This is a genomic window from Leptospira levettii, assembly GCF_002812085.1.
Taxonomy (GTDB): domain Bacteria; phylum Spirochaetota; class Leptospiria; order Leptospirales; family Leptospiraceae; genus Leptospira_A; species Leptospira_A levettii.
On the sequence record NZ_NPDM01000001.1, the window covers coordinates 42852 to 61215 of the forward strand.

General features: G+C 40.1%; 23 protein-coding genes. 5 read left to right on the plus strand and 18 right to left on the minus strand.

Going from position 1 to position 18364, the window contains the following annotated elements:
* Nucleotides 1-2: 2 nt before the first annotated feature.
* The 11 genes from CH354_RS00175 to pyrB all read right to left on the minus strand — a co-directional run bounded on the left by CH354_RS00175 (nucleotide 3) and on the right by pyrB (nucleotide 8638).
* On the minus strand, nucleotides 3-362 hold the full coding sequence (locus CH354_RS00175) for an STAS domain-containing protein (RefSeq protein ID WP_100718918.1): 360 nt from the start codon (nucleotides 360-362) through the stop codon (nucleotides 3-5).
* Between the two features lie 54 nt (nucleotides 363-416).
* Nucleotides 417-605 carry a hypothetical protein gene (locus tag CH354_RS00180; protein WP_100718917.1) on the minus strand — a complete coding sequence of 63 codons (189 nt, stop codon included), beginning with the start codon at nucleotides 603-605 and terminating at the stop codon, nucleotides 417-419.
* Nucleotides 602-1396, minus strand: coding sequence for a pentapeptide repeat-containing protein (locus CH354_RS00185; RefSeq protein WP_100726390.1), 795 nt, complete (start codon nucleotides 1394-1396; stop codon nucleotides 602-604). Before CH354_RS00185 ends, CH354_RS00180 begins: the two co-directional genes overlap by 4 nt.
* Nucleotides 1397-1443: 47 nt before the next feature.
* Nucleotides 1444-1644 carry a 50S ribosomal protein L31 gene (gene rpmE / locus CH354_RS00190; RefSeq protein ID WP_002973045.1) on the minus strand — a complete coding sequence of 67 codons (201 nt, stop codon included), beginning with the start codon at nucleotides 1642-1644 and terminating at the stop codon, nucleotides 1444-1446.
* A gap of 10 nt (nucleotides 1645-1654) precedes the next feature.
* Nucleotides 1655-3058, minus strand: coding sequence for a transcription termination factor Rho (gene rho, locus CH354_RS00195; protein WP_100726389.1), 1404 nt, complete (start codon nucleotides 3056-3058; stop codon nucleotides 1655-1657).
* Between the two features lie 141 nt (nucleotides 3059-3199).
* Nucleotides 3200-4405, minus strand: coding sequence for a PAS domain-containing protein (locus CH354_RS00200; RefSeq protein WP_100726388.1), 1206 nt, complete (start codon nucleotides 4403-4405; stop codon nucleotides 3200-3202).
* 47 nt (nucleotides 4406-4452) lie between these two features.
* Nucleotides 4453-5091, minus strand: a complete 639-nt coding sequence (locus CH354_RS00205; protein ID WP_100718720.1) for a hypothetical protein — start codon at nucleotides 5089-5091, stop codon at nucleotides 4453-4455.
* 1 nt (nucleotide 5092) lies between these two features.
* Entirely contained in the window at nucleotides 5093-6082 is a 990-nt protein-coding gene (locus CH354_RS00210) for an adhesin OmpL37 family surface protein (RefSeq protein ID WP_100718721.1), read from the minus strand.
* Between the two features lie 52 nt (nucleotides 6083-6134).
* Nucleotides 6135-7361: an LL-diaminopimelate aminotransferase gene (locus tag CH354_RS00215; RefSeq protein ID WP_100726387.1), complete on the minus strand. Its 1227-nt coding sequence runs from the start codon at nucleotides 7359-7361 to the stop codon at nucleotides 6135-6137.
* Nucleotides 7345-7713, minus strand: coding sequence for a DUF2203 domain-containing protein (locus CH354_RS00220; protein WP_100726386.1), 369 nt, complete (start codon nucleotides 7711-7713; stop codon nucleotides 7345-7347). Before CH354_RS00220 ends, CH354_RS00215 begins: the two co-directional genes overlap by 17 nt.
* Nucleotides 7706-8638: an aspartate carbamoyltransferase gene (gene pyrB / locus CH354_RS00225; RefSeq protein ID WP_100726385.1), complete on the minus strand. Its 933-nt coding sequence runs from the start codon at nucleotides 8636-8638 to the stop codon at nucleotides 7706-7708. The genes CH354_RS00220 and pyrB overlap by 8 nt, the downstream gene beginning before the upstream one ends.
* 66 nt (nucleotides 8639-8704) lie before the next feature.
* On the opposite strand from pyrB, the gene CH354_RS00230 reads away from it, so the two are divergent.
* Nucleotides 8705-9118, plus strand: a complete 414-nt coding sequence (locus tag CH354_RS00230) for an acyl-CoA thioesterase (protein WP_100726467.1) — start codon at nucleotides 8705-8707, stop codon at nucleotides 9116-9118.
* On the opposite strand, the gene CH354_RS00235 is transcribed toward CH354_RS00230, so the two are convergent.
* The 5 genes from CH354_RS00235 to CH354_RS00255 all read right to left on the minus strand — a co-directional run bounded on the left by CH354_RS00235 (nucleotide 9102) and on the right by CH354_RS00255 (nucleotide 13141).
* Nucleotides 9102-9698, minus strand: a complete 597-nt coding sequence (locus CH354_RS00235; protein WP_100726384.1) for a UbiX family flavin prenyltransferase — start codon at nucleotides 9696-9698, stop codon at nucleotides 9102-9104. The two genes, CH354_RS00230 and CH354_RS00235, sit on opposite strands and share 17 nt — an antisense overlap.
* Nucleotides 9695-10606 (minus strand): UbiA-like polyprenyltransferase, encoded by a 912-nt coding sequence (locus CH354_RS00240; protein ID WP_100726383.1) that lies wholly within the window; start codon nucleotides 10604-10606, stop codon nucleotides 9695-9697. Before CH354_RS00240 ends, CH354_RS00235 begins: the two co-directional genes overlap by 4 nt.
* Before the next feature lie 793 nt (nucleotides 10607-11399).
* Complete coding sequence (gene nth, locus CH354_RS00245; protein WP_100726381.1) at nucleotides 11400-12050, minus strand: endonuclease III; 651 nt, start codon at nucleotides 12048-12050, stop codon at nucleotides 11400-11402.
* A gap of 23 nt (nucleotides 12051-12073) precedes the next feature.
* Nucleotides 12074-12358, minus strand: coding sequence for a 50S ribosomal protein L28 (gene rpmB, locus CH354_RS00250; RefSeq protein ID WP_100718729.1), 285 nt, complete (start codon nucleotides 12356-12358; stop codon nucleotides 12074-12076).
* Nucleotides 12359-12376: 18 nt separating this feature from the next.
* The gene (locus tag CH354_RS00255) at nucleotides 12377-13141 is read right to left on the minus strand and encodes an LOG family protein (RefSeq protein WP_100726380.1); all 765 of its coding nucleotides are present in this window, start codon (nucleotides 13139-13141) and stop codon (nucleotides 12377-12379) included.
* A 34-nt stretch (nucleotides 13142-13175) separates the two neighbouring features.
* Here CH354_RS00255 and CH354_RS00260 point away from each other — a divergent pair, with 34 nt between their 5' ends.
* Entirely contained in the window at nucleotides 13176-14024 is an 849-nt protein-coding gene (locus CH354_RS00260) for a hypothetical protein (RefSeq protein ID WP_100726379.1), read from the plus strand.
* Here the strand turns inward: CH354_RS00260 and CH354_RS00265 are convergent.
* Nucleotides 13975-14184: a hypothetical protein gene (locus CH354_RS00265; RefSeq protein WP_100718732.1), complete on the minus strand. Its 210-nt coding sequence runs from the start codon at nucleotides 14182-14184 to the stop codon at nucleotides 13975-13977. The genes CH354_RS00260 and CH354_RS00265 overlap by 50 nt on opposite strands.
* Before the next feature lie 59 nt (nucleotides 14185-14243).
* Nucleotides 14244-15140 carry an aldose 1-epimerase gene (locus tag CH354_RS00270; RefSeq protein WP_100726378.1) on the minus strand — a complete coding sequence of 299 codons (897 nt, stop codon included), beginning with the start codon at nucleotides 15138-15140 and terminating at the stop codon, nucleotides 14244-14246.
* Between the two features lie 55 nt (nucleotides 15141-15195).
* Here CH354_RS00270 and sppA point away from each other — a divergent pair, with 55 nt between their 5' ends.
* The 3 genes from sppA to CH354_RS00285 are packed head-to-tail and all read left to right on the plus strand — an operon-like array spanning nucleotide 15196 to nucleotide 18321.
* Nucleotides 15196-16194 carry a signal peptide peptidase SppA gene (sppA, locus tag CH354_RS00275; protein WP_100718734.1) on the plus strand — a complete coding sequence of 333 codons (999 nt, stop codon included), beginning with the start codon at nucleotides 15196-15198 and terminating at the stop codon, nucleotides 16192-16194.
* Between the two features lie 20 nt (nucleotides 16195-16214).
* A complete protein-coding gene (locus tag CH354_RS00280; protein WP_100726377.1) occupies nucleotides 16215-17642 on the plus strand; it encodes an MBOAT family O-acyltransferase in 1428 nt (475 codons plus the stop codon).
* Nucleotides 17608-18321, plus strand: a complete 714-nt coding sequence (locus tag CH354_RS00285; protein WP_207764231.1) for a hypothetical protein — start codon at nucleotides 17608-17610, stop codon at nucleotides 18319-18321. Before CH354_RS00280 ends, CH354_RS00285 begins: the two co-directional genes overlap by 35 nt.
* Nucleotides 18322-18364 lie beyond the last annotated feature (43 nt).

Genomic DNA, 18364 nt, shown 5'->3' on the forward strand with positions numbered 1-18364 from the left:
TTTTATGCCTCTAGAGTTTGTTGGAACTCAGGGAATTTGGAAAGGTATTCATCCAAAGTCAAAATCGAAAGGATATGGTTGAGCCCTGACAAACGAAAAACAGAATTTAGATTTTTATTGAGGTTGGTCACAAAGATTTCCACACCACGGTTGTGGAGGGCAGAAGATGCTTTGATCACCGCTCCAATCCCACTTGAATCCAAAAATTTTACCAAATGAAAGTCCATTGTCAGTTTCCCAAAATTGGAACCTTCAATTGCTTTCTCAAACTCTTGGTAAAACTCGCGTGAATTTTCCATCAGGACATCCCTTTGGATGGAGAGTAACAGGTGGTTTTCCTGACGGTGGCTTTGAATCAACATACTTGGATTAACAATACGTTACGATTCTCTTCTTTTGTGTCAAGAAAATCGGGCTTAGGAAACTGGCGCCAAATCAGTGAGATTCATCTCTAAATCGTGAGGGTATCCTTCTTTGTCATTATAAATGACAATCGCTTTCTCATTTTGGATCTCTTTGATTTCGACAGTGGAACCAGTAAAAATAAAAATCCCTTTATGGAGGAAGGTTTGTTTGGTGAGTTTAGCCTTATCGCCAGGTTTCATTCCCCTTCCCCAGTTTTTAAATAGAGATCTTTCCCTGCTTTTTTCATCACATCAAAGATATACATTTGGCTATGGTCTATCCGAGTTCCAATATCATAAATGGCATCAGTAAAATCAGCACCGTCAATTTTGGCCGAAGCTAATTTTGCAAACCGAAGGTCAGCACCGCGAAAATTGGCATTACGCAAATCTGCTCCATTAAAAAAAGAAGCCTTGAGATTTGCACCTTGGAAGTTTGCTCCCACGAAACTTGAATTCTGTAAGAAGGCATTGTGAAGGTCAGCGCCTGAAAAATCAACACCGTCCAATTTTTCTTTCTCTAACATCACACTCGATAACTTAGCTTCCCTTAGGTGGCCCTGTTTGTGAAGGAGTTCCATGGTTTGGGCTTTTGTGATTCGATTTTCTTTCGGAACACCTTGCCCCGATTCATAATCTTCTACCGCTTTTTTGAGTGCAGCAACAGCTGATTCTGGATAATTTTTCCGACGTTCTGGGAATTCAAATAATGTTTCGAGTGTTTCTGGGGTAAGGGTTTTTAAATCAGCTATGGACTTACCTTTGGCATATTCCGTTGCCATCGCAAGTGCCACAATCCCAAACCCACAACCTGTTGTGGTATAACTTGCGTCTTCCACAACCTGATGATCGTTTAACTTAAGATAGATGCGGTAACCGTCTCCGCAACCTGTGTTGCGGTAATAGGAGACAACAGTTGCGTCTTCCATCTCACGGTAATTCATCCTTTGGTCGTTGATTTCTTTGTAGCGAGCAAAGTCCATTACTGCCATGAGTTGTTCCCCCGTTATTGTTTAGACGGTTGTGAGGCAGAAGCCTCTTACTTCATTTTGTATTTTTTCTTGAACTTGTCTACGCGGCCTGTTGTATCCACAAGTTTGGATTTACCTGTGAAGAACGGGTGGCAGTTGGAACAAATTTCCACACTGATGTCCCCAGCAGTGGAACGTGTTTCAATCACAGTACCACAAGCACATTTAATTTTGGCAGCAACGTATTTTGGATGGATGTCAGTTTTCATGGTGGCCCTTTTAGTTCGTATTCATGCTGGCGAGGAATTGGTCGTTTGTCTTCGCGCCACGCATTTTTTCAATCAATAGTTCCATACTTTCGGTGATACTCATAGGAGAAAGTACTTTTCGAAGGATAAAGACACGAGTGAGGGTGTCTTGTGGAAGCAGGAGTTCTTCTTTCCTCGTTCCAGAGCGGTTGATGTCGATGGCAGGGAAAATTCGTTTGTCAGCGAGTTTTCGGTCCAAATGGATTTCCATATTTCCCGTTCCCTTAAATTCCTCAAAAATCACCTCGTCCATTCGGGAACCTGTATCAATGAGAGCAGTGGCGATGATGGTGAGTGACCCACCTTCTTCAATATTCCTTGCGGCACCAAAAAAACGTTTTGGTTTGTGGAGAGCATTGGAGTCCACACCACCAGAAAGGATTTTTCCAGAGGTTGGGACCACTTGGTTGTAAGCACGGGCAAGCCTTGTGATCGAGTCAAGGAGGATGACCACATCCTTTCCATGTTCTACCAGTCGTTTTGCTTTTTCGATGACCATCTCAGCTACTTGGACGTGGCGTTGTGCTGGTTCATCAAAAGTAGAACTGACCACTTCACCCTTCACATGACGAGCCATGTCAGTAACTTCTTCTGGACGTTCATCTATGAGTAAAACGATGAGAAAAATTTCTGGGTGGTTACGAGTAATCGCATTGGCAATGGATTGCATGAGGACTGTTTTACCGGTTCTTGGTGGTGCCACGATGAGTGCTCTTTGCCCTTTTCCAATGGGACACATAAGATCGATCACACGTGTATCCAAATGGCTTGGATCAAATTCCATATTGATCCTTTCGTTTGGATAAAGAGGTGTTAGGTTATCAAATAAATTTCTTTTTTGTGCCACTTCGACAGGGAATCCATTGATGGATTCCACTCGTAACATCGCAAAGAATCGTTCGGCTTCTTTTGGTGGCCGAATAAGACCTGTTACAGTATCACCTGTACGAAGTCCAAATAACTTAATTTGAGAAGGAGATACATAAATATCATCTGGACCTGGCACATAATTGTAGTCAGGTGATCGTAAAAAACCATACCCATCAGGAAGTCTTTCCATGACTCCAGCTGCATGCACTTGTCCGTCTTTTTCGGTTTGTGCTTGGAGGAGAGCAAACATCAGATTTTGTTTTTTTAAACCATGAGTGTTTTCCACTCCCAAACCTTTCGCTAGGTCAGCAAGTTCATTGATGTTTTTTTTCTTGAGTTCAACTAAATCAAGAGGTGGAGGAATTGGTCCTTCATACCGGCTCTTTTTTTTCTTAAATTGTTTCGGTGGTTCGGAAGCATCGTCTTGGTCCATGATGCCATTTGTATATTCAGTTGGTTCTTCGGGGGGATTAACTTGGATTTCTTCTTGTTTGCGTGATGCCATAGATTGTTCTACATTGATTTGTTAGAGTATTTGATAAAATTCGGGAAACCATTTGTGCAAGTTATGGTTGCAAGTGAAACAGCGAAGTGCGGAGGTGTTTTCTCAAACGGTAATGAAAAAATCGTTTCTGCACCATTTTCGTCAACGCCTTTTTTTTGCCTTTTGTGTTGCTTTTGCCTTCGTTTTGGTCCCTTGTTTCCCATTTCCTTGTTTTTTGGGAAGAGAAGTGCTTCGTTTCTCTACTTTTCCTTTTTTAGTTGGGATTGGAGTTGGTTTTTTCTTCGGGAGACTTTGTTTTTTTTTCGATGTGTTTGTTTGAGAAGAGGTTTGTTTTTCTGAATCCAGTTGTTTTTCGGATCGTTTTCTCGGGATGACCACTCGTTCTTTTTTATTGTTTTGGAAACGTTCTGATAAATTTAAAAATCGAATTCTGTTTTGTAAGGTTGTGCGTGGAATGCCCAATTCACTGGCAGCATGGGATATATTTTGAGAATTCCGTTGTAAAGATTTGTGGATATAATGGGCTTCCATTTCCGCAAGAACCGTTTCCAGAGGGAGTTTAGAAAAAAAAGCCATGTCCAAATCAGGGAATTCGGATTTTGTTTTTCCCACTCCAAATCCAACATGACTCGAGACAAAATGGTATAAAAACCCTACTACTTTTTTCTCTTTTTTTAAAGTGATGATCCTTACTTGTGATTGTAAGTCTGGTAACATGGTTGTTAAGACATTTGTATCTGCTTCTTTTCCCAAACTCAAATCATGTTCTTTTAGGTAAGAGGCGAGGACTTCTCTATTTAAATTATGTAAATACTTCTCTGCAGTCTCAATCGAGTCATCAAACAATGATTTTGTGAGAATATCCCTTTCAAAACTTTCATTATAAAAAATAGTTCCACCCGTTACATCAGTTGCAAAAAGACCATCTGGGAAATGGGAAAGGATGAGTTCCATAAACCACTGGACAGAATCCACGTTTTCTTTTTTTTTCTCGAGTTTGGATTCAATACCATCCAGTTTTGGATCTCGGACTTGTTTGGATTCTAGTTTGGTGAAAGCGGCAAGGAACCTTGGTTTGTCCCAATTGTCTTTTTTTTCACCATCAATTCCGATCACAGGAATGAGTGAGGTTTCTTTAAAATATAATAGAATGGATTCGTTCAGTTCTGTTTCCAAAATCTCTAAAGGAATTTGGTCCAAATCTTCCCTTTCTTTCCCAAGGTCAGACAACTCACGATGGACTCTCTCTTTGGAAAGTAAACCAACAAGTTCCCCCTTCTCGCTTATAACGGGAATGTGAGTGGCTCTTGTGAGCAAAAAATGACGATAAAGTGATTCAAACTTCACTAAGCAGTCATTCTTTGAAATTTAGTGTGAATGAAAATGAAAATTTTTTAGTTTTCTTGGATGGAGTTTTGCTTTTGTTTGTGGAGGTTCATCCAAATGGGTTGCACCCATGCGGCATCTGCACTTTGGTAGGTTTCTGGAATTTCTGATTTTTGGGAACGTAATGTAAGTAAACTATACACTAGCGAACGTTTGTAAGTATGAAGGGATAGTTGGTAATTTCCAGACAGATAGTATTCTTTTGCGTGGTCTTTTTCACTTTTTGCCATTACTAAATAACGTTGGATTTTATCTTTTGTATCCCACTCCAATCGAGTTGAACCAGACTTTTCGTCATTTTCCATTTGAATCCAATGCCCCATGGCTTTTTGGTAGAGCCCAGTTGCGACTTCTTCCATGGGGACACATAGTTTTCGTTGTGTGATGAGAATCTCACCTTCAGCAAGGGTTAAAACTTTTTCGATTTCCGCACGTTTTCCCACGCGGTAGGTTTCTTCCACTTGGTCACGAATGGATTCAACAGACGATTTTCCAACCTCAGGTTCAAGTTTTAGGTGTTCTTTGAGTTCTAATACAAGTGCAATTTTACCATCTAATTGTTTTTTCCTTTCCCTGTAAGACATCGTACTTTTGGCAACGAGTCCGAGTGAGAAAGAAAGTAAAATCACACTTGTAAAGAACTTCATCTTATTTCTTCTTTTCTTCCGGATAAATCGCTTTGCCGTTTTCGTCAAATTTTGGAGTGGGAGGAACTGATTCACGTCTTGCCCCTTCCGTCTCTTTGATTTGCGCATTGGCTTCCAGTAATAAATCCAATTTTTTAGAAGTGATGAAACCGTAGTTATCATCATGTTGTTCTAGTAGATCTAATGGTTTTGCATCTGGATTTCCTGGAGGGACAACAGTTCTTTCCATACGTTTGTTTTCAATGAAATTGATGAGTGTATCTCTCACCTTTTCGTAGTTACGTTGTTTTTCTTCGTTACGAGCTTCTTTTAAGTCTTCATTGGAACGGTATTGGTATTCTGGTTTGTCCTCATCTGGAGTTTTGCTATAAATCATCGCAAGGATGGCAAAACGTTTTGCACGACGAAGTGTCAAAATCCCTTCTTTGTAGAGCGTAAGTTTATAACGGTATTGGTGAGGGCTTGAATTGAGACCCGTTGTATAAAGGTCTTCTGAGGAACGAAGGTCACGAAAACCTAAACGTAACAAAGCTTTGGCGTTACTATCATTGGACCTGATGATGGCAGGAGCCGCAGCCTCTAGTAGAGCTCTTGCATCTTCGATGTATTTTTGTAATACAATTTCAAAGATGTTTTTGAGTTCGCCTTGGGCTTGTCTGAGTTGGCGGAATCCATACACATAATTACTTTGTAAGTACCACATGTTTCCACTGAAGTCAGATTGGTTTGCTGCTTTTAGGAGTTTGAAATAATCAAAATCCAAATTCTTTTTGGAAGGATCTGGGGTTTGGGTTGTTCCTGGTTGGGCAGTGTTTTGTGCTTCTTCTTGTGAAGGAGCCAAATTACTGAGTGCCACATTGATAAAATTTAAGTTTTCTTTGTTTTCAAAGATCAAAATCCCCAAATTCGTTTGTTCTGGAGATACTGCATTGATGTGGGAGATATGTCCCACTACCATTGCAAAAAAGAGGATGAATTTCCATTTTCCCATAGCTCTACCTTGTTTTATATATCGGAGCTATGGAAAAAACCAGGACTAAATTTTACATTTTTTGGATACGTTCGATGGCAGAAATGACATCTTCTCGTTTTCCAAAGGCAGAAAGTCGGAAATACCCTTCTCCAGCCGGTCCAAACCCAGAACCAGGAGTTCCCACCACTTGTGCATTTCCAAGGAGTTCGTCAAAAAATTCCCAAGATTTGAGTCCTCGAGGGGTTTTTAACCAAATGTAAGGGGCATTGGTTCCGCCAAACACTTTGTAACCTGCCTTAGCAAGACCTTCGCGAATGAGTTTTGCATTTTCCATGTAATAGGAAATTTGTTCTTTGATCTCCACTTGTCCTTGGGTGGAAAACACGGCTTCCGCTCCTTTTTGAGTCACATACGACACACCATTGAATTTGGTTGTGTGGCGTCTGTTCCAAAGGGAATTAAAACTCACCTCTTCTCCTGATTTGGTTTTTCCTTTTAGGTCTTTCGGGATTACAAGGTAGGCACAACGAGTTCCTGTAAACCCTGCAGTTTTTGAGAAGGAACGAAACTCCATTGCCACTTCCTTGGCACCTGGGATTTCATAAATGGACTTAGGAATCTCTTTGTCTTGGATAAAGGACTCATAAGCAGAATCATAAAGGATAATACTTCCCATTTTTTTAGCGTAGTTCACCCATTCTGTGAGGCGGGCTTTCGTTGCGACCATTCCCGTTGGATTGTTTGGGTAACAAAGATAAATGATGTCTGGTTTTTCTTTTGGAAAATCAGGTTCAAAATTATTTTCTTCTGTAGCTGGCATATAAATGATGTTCGCATAACGTCCATCAGGTCCCACTTCACCGGTTCTACCTGCCATCACATTGGTATCAACATAAACAGGATACACTGGGTCAACGACGGCAATTTTACTATCGAGGGAAAAAATCTCTTGGATGTTTCCACAATCACATTTAGATCCATCAGAAACAAATACTTCGTCTTCTGCAATTTGGACTCCACGCGCAGTATAATCATGAGCGATGATTTTTTGGATGAGGAAGGAATAACCTTGTTCTGGTCCATACCCATGAAATCCACCCGCACTTCCCATTTCTTTGGCGGCATCTACCATTGCATTGACAATTGTTGGTGCGAGAGGTAGGGTTACGTCACCAATCCCGAGTCTGATAATTTTTGCATTTTGGTTGGCTTCGGAATAAGCTTTTACACGTCTTCCAATCTCAGGGAATAAATATCCCGCTTTTAATTTTAAATAGTTTTCATTTATCTGAGTCATTTTCTTCTTTATTTTCCTCTATGAGTTTTCTCGATCTAAATCCTTCATGATAACCATGTTCGTATAACACATCTTCTTCGCCCCATGTCCAACAGTAAAATCCATTGCCATGATCGAAGTCTACGAGCCACAAACCTTTTACATCAATTTTCAAATTTAAGATTTCGTTTGTCCAATGTTTGATGATTTCTCCAATTTCTTCTTCTTTGGATTCCAAAACATTTTCTGGTAACATTTTGTTACGCACATCATCCGCAAGAACACTAGCCTTTATATAGTATTCTTTTGTGATATCGCGGACAAGGGGTAAGATCTCCCTAGCTTCTTCCAAAGTCCAAATTTTTTTAGTCAAAATTGACTCCAAGACTTAAGCAGAGTAAAACCATTCTGACTACGACTCCATACTTCGCCTGACGGAAGTAAGCTGCATTTGGTAAATCATCTACATCAGTGGAAAGTTCATTCACACGAGGGAGTGGATGCAGGATGGTTGTGTCCTTTTTAGAGGCAAGTACAAGTTCCTTATTCACTTTATAGATATCTTTTAGTTTTTCATACTCTCTATGATCAGGAAATCTTTCTTCTTGGATTCTTGTCACATACGCTACATCTGCGTCCCAAATGGCTTTGATGTCGGTTGTTTCCTCCCAAGTCATAGGGAAACCTTCTAAGTTCTTTTTGTACTTTTCAGGGAGTTTTAGTTCTTCGGGACTGATGAGATACAAATGAACTGGATAATGCCGAAGTAAATTGATGAGGGAATGGATGGTCCGTCCATACTTTAGGTCCCCAATGAAAGCTATGTTTAACCCATCGATTTTCTTTTTTTCGGATACAATGGTATACAAATCAAGAAGGGCTTGTGTCGGGTGTTGGCCTGCCCCGTCCCCTGCGTTGATGACTGGTATGTTCACTGCACCTGCGGCAATCCGAGAGGAACCTTCCACGGGGTGGCGGATCACAGCAATGTCACAATACGCTTCAATCATCTTCATGGTATCGTATAAAGTCTCTCCCTTGGAGATGGATGAAAATTGAAAACCCACTGTGGAGATGAGCCTTCCACCTAGCCTTTCCATAGCAGCTTCAAAACTCATCCGAGTGCGGGTACTAGCCTCAAAAAACAAGGAAGCCAGGAGTTTCCCGTGAAGGATCCCAAATGCCTTTCCCGATTCATGTAGGGCACTCATTCGATTTGTTTTTTCAATTAGGAAATTGAGGTCTTCTTTGGAAAATTGTAAGGTGTCTAAAATGTTTTTGTGGGAGTATTCATACATAGGGCGGAAATCTTTTCTCTAGGGTTTTTGGTATCGAATAAATCGAAAACATATTTTTTGGTATTTATGGTCGAGACAATTCAGAACAAACTGCAGGATATGGAACTAGTCACCCAACACTTGGTCCAACCAGACGATTTAAACTACCATAACAATCTTTTTGGTGGGAAAATGCTCTCCTGGATTGATGAGGGAATGGCGATGTATGTCATGAACAAAATTCGGTACACCAATATCGTCACGATGAGTATGGACAATGTGGTGTTTCGTTCCCCTGCGAGGGCTGGAGACATCATCCAAATTTATGGAAAGATTGTGAAATATGGAAAATCTTCCATCACCTCAAGAACCCTTGCCATCACAAACCACCCCCAAACAGGGAAAATGGCCGCTGTGATCGAAAGTGACATCACCTACGTATGCTTAGGTGAGAATGGAAAACCAACTGCGTATTTTAGAAACTTTACCCCTCCCACTTAGGAAAAAGAGTTTGCGGGACACCTAGTAGATTCAAAATCCTACCCGTGATAAAATCACCAAGGTCATCCAAGGTTTTTGGCATTTGGTAAAACCCAGGAGATGCAGGTAAGAGGATGGCCCCTGCTTCATCTAGTGCCAACATATTCCGAAGGTGGATGCGGTTGTAGGGAGTTTCTCTCGGAACCACAATGAGTCGCCTTCTTTCTTTTAAGGTCACGTCAGCTGCTCGTTCGATTAAGTTTTCTGTGAGACCTGCGGACATGGAAGCAACTGTTTTCATACTACAAGGGATGACGACCATCGCATCCCAAACATTGGAACCACTAGCGATGTCCGAACCGATATCAAAAAAATTACGAACATGGAATTTGTGTTTGGGTTTTACCCGCCACTTCTCTTCTACAAAAGACAAAATGTCTTCAGTTGTTTTCACAGTTGTTTCATATTCTTCTGAAAAGATACGAAGCGAAGCAGGACTTGCCGTGATATAGGTTTCTCCTTCAATCTCAAACAATGCCTTTAAAAATCTGGCAGCATAAATACTACCACTGGCACCCGCAAGACCCACAACAAGTTTCATCGAAAACTAATTCCAGATGAGATCTTAAGTAAAAACTCATTCCATTTATCAAAGAGGATGGCCAAAAACAAAACCACACTGATCCAAGAATTGATTTGGTAAAAAATGAGAGGGAGATCCTTTTGTTTGTATTGGTATGAAATTTTGTGTTCATACAACACTAAAATCCCAATCACAGAGAGGATTAAAAAATACATAAACCCAAGTTCCGCACTTACCCCTGCGAGGATAAAAAACACAAACGAAAGTGTATGTAAGATAACAGCGATGATACGAGATTTGGTTTCCCCTAATTTGGAAGGGATACTATGGAGTTTTTCTTTTGCATCAAAATCCATATCCTGAATGGCATATAACACATCAAATGCGGAAATATGAAATAAGAGTCCGAGTGAAAATAAAATAGGAACTAAATTCACGGTTTCTGTGATGGCAATCCAAGCACCGAGCGGTGCTAGAGAGATCGCAAAACCGAGTACCAAATGGCAAAACAAGGTAAATCGTTTGGTGAGTGAATACAAAAACAAAATGAAAAGTGCCGGGAAGGAAAGTAAGAAAGCCAGTTTATTCACAAAAAAACTAGCAAAGATAAAAATGAAAGCGGAAAGCCCTATAAAAAGTAAGGCCGATACCTTGGAAATTTTTCCAGCAGGGATTTCTCGATTTTGGGTGCGGGGATTTTTTTCATCAATTTCAGAATCTACATACCTGTTGAATCCCATGGCTGCACTACGAGCGCTGACCATACAAACAAGGATCAGGGCACCAATTCTTAGCAAATCACCTGTATCGAGACTCGACTCGAGGTAGGCTAGGACGAAGCTAATCCCTGCAAAAGGCAAAGCAAAAAGTGTATGGGAAAATTTAACCATTTTAGCGTAAAGAAATAGATTTTTGAAGAAGTTCATGGCATCCTTTCTGCCCTATGTTTAGACAGTCGGTAGGTTTTTTGGTTCATTCTGTTTCGAATTCTTCCGTTCTTAGAACCAAGGTCACAAAATATGAATATCCGTCTTTCCTTTCTTGGAAGAAACCTTTGGTCAATTATGACAATTGGATACTTTCTCTCTGTTTCTGCAAGTTTCACCCATGAAAGTTTAGAAGACCGACCTTTACGTTTATTTTTCCACTGTGGGAAAGAACTCTTCACCAAAATGGACGAGGAAGGGCGTGGTGGGCTTAGTGCTCTCCTCGGCTTTGTGGAAAGAGAAAAAATGGATTTGGATCTGAAACGTGGGAAAGGGTACATGTTGTACCCTTTTTCCCCAAAAGACAAACCATTAGAGTTCCCCTTTGATGGATTTAACCTGACGAAGACCATCGAAATGGACCATGGTCCCGTCAAACTTGGCTTAGGTTCTATAGACGGCCTCTTAAATGCCAAAAACACTGACGACTATGACGGTTGGATCGTATATGTAAGCCCTGAAGACGAAATCAAAATCCCGCAGATCCCAGGGCAAAATAATCCCGAACTCCCGATATTTTTACTCGTCGAAGGGAAACCACAAGCAAGGTTCCGTTACCTTTCCAATGTCCACCAAGTGGAATGCCCAAAGGACTATGGTAGACTCGGAACTTTAAATTTATACTATCGCAAACGAAACTTAATCCGGTTGGATTACAAAGTAGAATCCATCAATTTAGTAGACCGCAATCGTTCTTGGAAACAGAGAAAGGAATCTGAAACGGAAGAAGGCCTTATGAAACCGACTCCGAATAAGAAGGACATAGGGAAGAAAGAGGACAATCCGAACAAAACGTCCGGCGCGCCTGGCAGTACTTACGACCGAGAAATATTAGGTAAAGAGATAGGTTTCGGCAAATTTCCTTAGGGGTAATTTTCATCATTTCTCGTTCAATTTGTACGGGATCTGTTTTTTTGGTAAACCCAAGTCGTTTCGTTAATCGTTTTACATGGGTATCCACCACAAACCCCTCCACCACTCCGTAAATTTCTGCAAGGACCACATTGGCGGTTTTTCTTCCAAACCCTGGGAGTTTGATTGCCTCTTCCATTGTTTTCGGAATCTCACCACCAAATTCTTGTAATACCATTCTCGCAAAGCCTTGGATACTTTTGGCTTTGTTTTTATAAAACCCTGTGGAAAAGATTTTTTTTTCAATCGCAGAAAGAGGAGCCTTCGCAAAAGACTCAAGGGTTGGGAAGGTGCGAAAGAGTTCAGGTGTGACTTGGTTCACACGTTCGTCCGTACACTGTGCGCTCAAAATGACAGCGATTGCCAACTCGTACGGTTTTGTAAATGTGAGGGGAGTTTCGACGACACCGAATTCCGCCTCAAGGAGACGGTAAACTTCGGTGATATTGGGAGTTTTTTTGGATCGTTTCAATCCAGAACAACTAAATCTGAGATTTAAGTTGCTGGTTGTGCTTTTGGAGTGATTCCTACGTATTTTTTAGGAGTGATTGCGGAAATATCACCGCCGTGGTCTTTGATTGCCACTTTCAAACCTTTTTTACGAAGGGTTCTCAAAGCACGTGTAGAAATCTTAACGCGAACCCAACGGTTCTCGTCTTCCAAGAAGATTTTTTTTGTGATCACATTCACCTTCCAGATACGGCGATTCTTTTTATGAGAATGGGATACGTTGTTCCCTGCCGTTGTTCCTTTTCCGGTTACTACACATGTTCTAGCCATAATTATTACCTTGTTTCGCTATGTTTTTGTACCCTCAGAATGGGTCAATTCGAAACGAATCTTTTCCTGAAAGAATCGAAGTGCTTCCACAGGACTGTCAGCAAATCCAAATAGATGTAGGTCTTCTTCCGAAATTAACTTCATCTCTGCTAATTTTTTGAAATTGATCACTTCTGTCCAAAATTTTGTCCCATACAGAAGGATGGGGATTCTACTTTTTTTTCCAGTTTGGACTAGGGTTAGGGTTTCAAATAATTCATCGAACGTCCCAAAACCACCTGGAAACGCGATCATTCCCCGGCAGGTTTTCATAAACCAAAGTTTACGCATAAAAAAGTAATGAAACTCAAATGTAAGTTCCTTGTTCACATACGGATTGGGGTGTTGTTCGTGAGGAAGGACAATGTTTAAAGCAACAGATTTTGCCCCAGCTTCTTTGGCACCACGATTCCCTGCTTCCATAATCCCAGGTCCCCCGCCAGTGCAGATGAGCAAATTACGATTGGGGGTATCCAATTTTAAAACTTCTGCCCATTCCGAAATCAATCGGGAAAATTCTCTCGCTTCCTCGTAGTATTGGCTAAGGCCCTCCAAGGGAGAAGGATTTTTTGTTTGGCTTTTTTCCTTTGAAGGAATCCTTGCAGAACCAAAAACAACAATGGTATCGGTGATTCCATGTTCATTGAACTCCGCCTTGGGATGTAGGTATTCCGAAAGGATCCGGATGGGGCCTGCTTCATTCCCCCATAAAAAACTTTGGTTCTCAAAGGCTAAATCATTCATCTTGTTATCATAGATCGACCGATTGGTATAAAAGATGTGGAAATTCCAAAAAACATTTGAACTCTCGATTTCCTTAGAACATCTCCCTGTGTTAGAAACCAAATTACAAGAAAGGATTCTTGTTTGGGAAGAATCGGGATTTCAAAACTTCCATCCTTACCAAGTCTCTGCATGGAAAACCAAACCAGAAGCATTGTCTCATTCGAGTGTTTCCTTCGATTTTTTATATGAGTTCTCCAATTTTGAATCGATTTTCTTTTTCTTATTTCCCAAGTCATTTGAAAAGAAAAGCAAGTCTCACTTAACAGACATATTACGATCATACATAGAAAATAAAACAAAACCTAAAAACAAACTAACATTTTGGGAATCCATCGAACAGTGGCGTAAGAAACCATTGCAGTTAGAGTTAGGAAATGTAACAATAGTGAATGCCAGTTTGGATATGGATGGACTAGAGAACCCGATCGACCATCGCCATCTACAAATGGTTTCGGGTGCATCCAAACTTTTACTCAGGATTGGATATTTAAAGGGAATCCAATACAAATTTCATCATAAGACGTTTAAGCCACCTTACCCAAAATTTGGTGAGTGTTATATCAAAACAAGAGACACTCATTTGGACAAAAGTTTAGGTAAGGTTTATTTTAGTTTTTTAGGTTATCTATTGGAAAACCAATCTGACGAATACTTGTTACCTTATTTTGGATTAAACCAACTGGTACCTTCTCCCATTCGATCCCAAATCCCAAATGAAATTTGGAATCAGTGGATCGAAGGAGAAATAACGAATTGGATTGAATCTAACGTAAACGGAGAAGAATACGAATTTAGGCCTGTCTACCTGGTTTCCACTTCTTCGCAGCATCATCTAAAATAATGAAACGTGAATTTTTTCCAATCACAACTTCATTGATTTTTTGGTCTTGTAAGGCTCGGTAAACAGAAGTTCGGCTAGTGTTTTTTTTCTCTGCGAAATATTTGATTTCCAAAAGGTTTTTACTAATTTGTTTACAAGTATTCACTAGGGCATCTGACATTGGGGGACTATCCTCTTTTTTTTGTTAGACAGTTTGTTCGATAAAGAGAATATTTTTTTTTAGAATTGATCCAAACGAATCGAAAATTCAATTTTTTTTTCGGAATGTGGTTTGATGAGACTAGGATTTGCACCAGGGAAATGTAAAAAATTCCCAGTACTAGTCATCGGCTCTATGGCAATCGACCTTCTATCTTGCGGGGTGTACACTTGGTAAAAATTTCCACCAGAGATGAGTAACTTCTCTTTTTTGTTCATCGAAAAAAGACCTATATAGGGAGTTTCGTTTCCAGTTGCCCCATACAAATCATCTAAATTTTTTCCCATCAGTGGTAACTCACCATTGAGTAATAACTCATCACCTAATATACGTTCAGGTAATAGATAATCACCGAGTTTGATTTGGTGGAATCCAGATCCGATGAGAAACAGATCATCGATACTTTCTTCTTCGTTCCAACGGAAATAGGGATGGATTCCCAGCGCAAAGGGAAATTCTTCCTCTGATTGGTTCGTTAGTTCATAAATGATTTTGAGTTCCGAAGGGGTCAGTTGGTACACTTCAGTCACTTGGATTTTGGAAAGTAGAGTCCCTCTCCAAGTTTCAGGAATGTCCATGGAAAATCTGACAGTGGATTCCAAATCCCCTTGTGTTTCCGAAAGGATGTTTCTTGGCAGGTTGTGAAAGAGCCCATGGAGAGGAATTCCGTTCCCATCCGTGAGCCAATGGATACTCGGATAAAATGGTTCTCTTGCCCATGGATTTGGTTCCAATCGGTTGACCCAAGGGAACATCAAAAACGAACCCGAGGCAAAAAATGGATCTGGGGCTTTGTGGCCGGCAACCACAGAAACTTTTGAGCCATCTACGGGAGAATGGAGATTCAAATGCAACCATTGCCCACCTCCAGTGGGTTCCGTCCCAAAACTAGAGTATTTTGTTTTCAGTAGGTGCAAGATTTATCTCCCAAAAATGATTGAAGTCAGAGTTTGCCATCTTAGAAAGGTTTGTATGCCTTTAAGAAAGTTTGGTCTAATTAGTTCCGTCGTTCTTCTTTCGATTCTTTTTACAGAATCATGTGTCATTGGGAATAGTATGAATTTATTCCCTCCAACAGCTAAGTCTGAATTCGAAGAGAAACTCATTGCTGGAAAGGATCAAGAAAAAATCGTAATTATCTCCATAGAAGGGATGATTTCTGATGAAGGAAAAGAATCCTTTTTTGGACCTTCTTCTGATTCTATGGTCGTCCGAGTGAAAGAATCACTGAAACGTGCAGAGAGAGACCCTGATGTCAAAGGTGTGATCTTAAAAATCAACTCTCCTGGTGGAACTGTTACAGCTAGTGACATCATTTACCAAGAAGTGAAAAAATTCAAAGAAAGAAAAGGAATCCCTGTTTTTGCAGGATTTATGGATACTGCAGCAAGTGGTGCTTATTACATTGCAATGGCAACAGATTCCATTGGTGCCCACCCAACAACTGTTACAGGTTCTGTAGGAGTCATCATGTCAGGGATCAATGTGAAAGAAGGTTTAGACAAAATTGGTGTCAAAGACCAATCCTTTACCTCTGGTCCAAACAAAGCCCTCGGTTCCCCTACTACAGAAATGACTGCAGAACAAAGAAAAATTTTACAGTCCATCATTGATAGTTTGTATGCTCGATTTTTTGATGTCGTGAAAAAAGGAAGACCAAAAGTTTCTGAATCTAGACTCAAAGAAATTTGTGATGGTAGGATCTTCACAGCGGAACAAGCACAGAAAGAAGGGATGATTGATTTTATCGGTTATTTTGATAATTTTGTAATCGAACTGATGAAACACCCTAAGTATGAAGGTAACCCACAAGGATCACCTCGCATTGTGACTTACCAAAGAGGAAAAGTTCCTGTGGAAAATATTTACCAAGCAACTGACGTGAAAGGAAATCCTATTTCATTTGGTATCGCTGATAAACTTCTTGGAACAAGTACGAACTCGAAGTTTTTATACCTCTGGGATATCTAAATTTTAAGGTTATCTAATTCATGTTATTCAATTCGATTCCGTATTTAATTTTATTTGCGCTTACCTATTTAATCTATTGGAACATTCCACAAAAGGGGAGAAAACCCCTTCTTGTGGTTTCTTCTCTTATTTTTTATGCTTATTTTAGTTTTCCTTTTTTATTCCACTTCCTTTTAGTCATTCTTGTTAACTACGCATTTAGCGAATGGATGTTTCGGAAAAAAGAAAAAGGAGAAAACCACAACAGTGTCTTATACACAATTGTCATTCTAAACGTTCTTAACTTAGCGTTCTTTAAGTATTTTTACTTCATTACAGATTCCTTATATTCTTTAACTGGGTATCCAAGTTTCAAAGAAATCGCTGGTTCATGGAGTATCTTTTTACCACTGGCGATTAGTTTTTATACCTTTCAGATCATTGCCGTACAAGTGGACATCCACCGTGGTATCATAGAAAAAAGAATGTCCACTGTGGACTACTTTTTGTTCATTTTGTTTTTCCCTCAGCTCATTGCTGGACCGATTATGAGGTCACAGGATTTCCTCCCTCAACTCGACCATCCAACGATCGACCCAGACCGAATGAAAAAGGGAATATTCCTCATCATTGGTGGATTGTTTAAAAAGGTAATCATTGCCGAAAACATCGCGCCTATCATTTCTCCTTTGTACCTAGACCCAGCGAAATACGATAGTTTTTCGATATTCTTTAGTGTGCTTGCCTTCGCGATCCAAGTGTATTGTGACTTTTCTGGGTATACCGATATGGCAAGAGGATCCGCCAATTTACTGGGATACGAAATTCCAGAAAATTTCCAAGGCCCATTTTTTTCACAATCCTTCAGAGAACTTTGGAGCAGATGGCACATCACATTATCCTCTTGGTTACGTGACTACATTTACATTCCGTTAGGTGGAAGTAAAGGGAGCATTTTCCGATCCAATCTAAATTCCTTTATCACCATGTGCCTTGGAGGTTTGTGGCATGGAGCCAATTGGGCATTTGTCCTTTGGGGTGCATATTTAGGGGCGCTCATTTGGATCGAAAGGTCGTTATACCTGCACCGCGGGAAAAAGAAATTCATACCAGACTCGTTCCCACTCGCTGGAATCATTCGCACCCTTGTGATCTTCATTGTATTTACCTTCTCTGGAGTGTTTTTCCGTGCAGCAGCAAGAGGAGCAGAATCCTTAAATGTTGCTTATGAAATTTTCAAAGGCGTTTTAACGTTACGAAATACAGGTGATACTTTAAGCCGAGTTGATGAACTACCAACATTTATTGCTCTTGGACTCATGTTCAACTGGTTCCAATACTCACCGTTAGTGTATGAAAAACTAAAACCCTTTCAAAATATTTTACTCCCCATTTTATCCGTCGTAATCTTACTTTTACTCGGAATTTTTGGAGATGGTGGACAAGATTTTATTTACTTCCAATTCTAAATCAAATTGTAATTCCAATTTGATTTTAGTTCTAAACCAAAAGAAGAAATTCCTTCTTCTTTTGGTGTTTTTTTTCCCACTCTTTTGCACACCAAAACTTGGATGGATTCGGACTTTACCACAAGAATTTCCGAAAGATTCAGACTTACTCCTTGGATCGTACAAGAGACCTACAGAAAAAAAATCAGCGATGGGATCAAAAGACTTCCAACTCTTTTGGACGGAATCCATTTACATCGAACCAAATCTTGAATTTAAAAAAATATGGAGAGAATGGAAGGTATTCAAAGACCATATCCAATTCCGCCAAATCATCGGGAAAGGTTCCATTGAGAAATCAAAGGAATGGGTTCTCTTAACAACAACTGAAATGAATGTAAAAGAATGTAGTTTGGAACAAACCAAAATCCAAATCACAAGAGATTTGACAAAACGGATTCCATGCGAAGTCTTCGTTGTGAATACCACAAAAAACATTGAACATCGACTATTGTATTTTTATGACGGAAAATCTTTATACCCACTTCAATATGAATCTGGTTATACAGAAGCCAATTTTGGGATTGCTTGGGAATCAGACATCCCCTATGAGAAAACTCGATTATTTGAAATTGCGATACGTAAGTATGGGAAAAAAGAATTCCAACCCCACGTGTATCATCACGTGAAGTTGGATTGATTCGAAGGAAGAATCAAAAAAGGGTAACCATCTCTAGAAAGAA

Excerpts from the sequence above, each read along its gene's own strand:
- CH354_RS00175 (WP_100718918.1), bottom strand. The coding sequence starts at position 362 with ATGTTGATTCAAAGCCACCGTCAGGAAAACCACCTGTTACTCTCCATC.
- CH354_RS00180 (WP_100718917.1), bottom strand. The coding sequence starts at position 605 with ATGAAACCTGGCGATAAGGCTAAACTCACCAAACAAACCTTCCTCCAT.
- CH354_RS00185 (WP_100726390.1), bottom strand. The coding sequence starts at position 1,396 with ATGGCAGTAATGGACTTTGCTCGCTACAAAGAAATCAACGACCAAAGG.
- rpmE (WP_002973045.1), bottom strand. The coding sequence starts at position 1,644 with ATGAAAACTGACATCCATCCAAAATACGTTGCTGCCAAAATTAAATGT.
- rho (WP_100726389.1), bottom strand. The coding sequence starts at position 3,058 with ATGGCATCACGCAAACAAGAAGAAATCCAAGTTAATCCCCCCGAAGAA.
- CH354_RS00205 (WP_100718720.1), bottom strand. The coding sequence starts at position 5,091 with ATGAAGTTCTTTACAAGTGTGATTTTACTTTCTTTCTCACTCGGACTC.
- CH354_RS00210 (WP_100718721.1), bottom strand. The coding sequence starts at position 6,082 with ATGGGAAAATGGAAATTCATCCTCTTTTTTGCAATGGTAGTGGGACAT.
- CH354_RS00215 (WP_100726387.1), bottom strand. The coding sequence starts at position 7,361 with ATGACTCAGATAAATGAAAACTATTTAAAATTAAAAGCGGGATATTTA.
- pyrB (WP_100726385.1), bottom strand. The coding sequence starts at position 8,638 with ATGTATGAATACTCCCACAAAAACATTTTAGACACCTTACAATTTTCC.
- CH354_RS00230 (WP_100726467.1), top strand. The coding sequence starts at position 8,705 with ATGGTCGAGACAATTCAGAACAAACTGCAGGATATGGAACTAGTCACC.
- CH354_RS00235 (WP_100726384.1), bottom strand. The coding sequence starts at position 9,698 with ATGAAACTTGTTGTGGGTCTTGCGGGTGCCAGTGGTAGTATTTATGCT.
- CH354_RS00240 (WP_100726383.1), bottom strand. The coding sequence starts at position 10,606 with ATGAACTTCTTCAAAAATCTATTTCTTTACGCTAAAATGGTTAAATTT.
- rpmB (WP_100718729.1), bottom strand. The coding sequence starts at position 12,358 with ATGGCTAGAACATGTGTAGTAACCGGAAAAGGAACAACGGCAGGGAAC.
- CH354_RS00255 (WP_100726380.1), bottom strand. The coding sequence starts at position 13,141 with ATGAATGATTTAGCCTTTGAGAACCAAAGTTTTTTATGGGGGAATGAA.
- CH354_RS00260 (WP_100726379.1), top strand. The coding sequence starts at position 13,176 with ATGTGGAAATTCCAAAAAACATTTGAACTCTCGATTTCCTTAGAACAT.
- CH354_RS00265 (WP_100718732.1), bottom strand. The coding sequence starts at position 14,184 with ATGTCAGATGCCCTAGTGAATACTTGTAAACAAATTAGTAAAAACCTT.
- sppA (WP_100718734.1), top strand. The coding sequence starts at position 15,196 with ATGCCTTTAAGAAAGTTTGGTCTAATTAGTTCCGTCGTTCTTCTTTCG.
- CH354_RS00280 (WP_100726377.1), top strand. The coding sequence starts at position 16,215 with ATGTTATTCAATTCGATTCCGTATTTAATTTTATTTGCGCTTACCTAT.
- CH354_RS00285 (WP_207764231.1), top strand. The coding sequence starts at position 17,608 with ATGGTGGACAAGATTTTATTTACTTCCAATTCTAAATCAAATTGTAAT.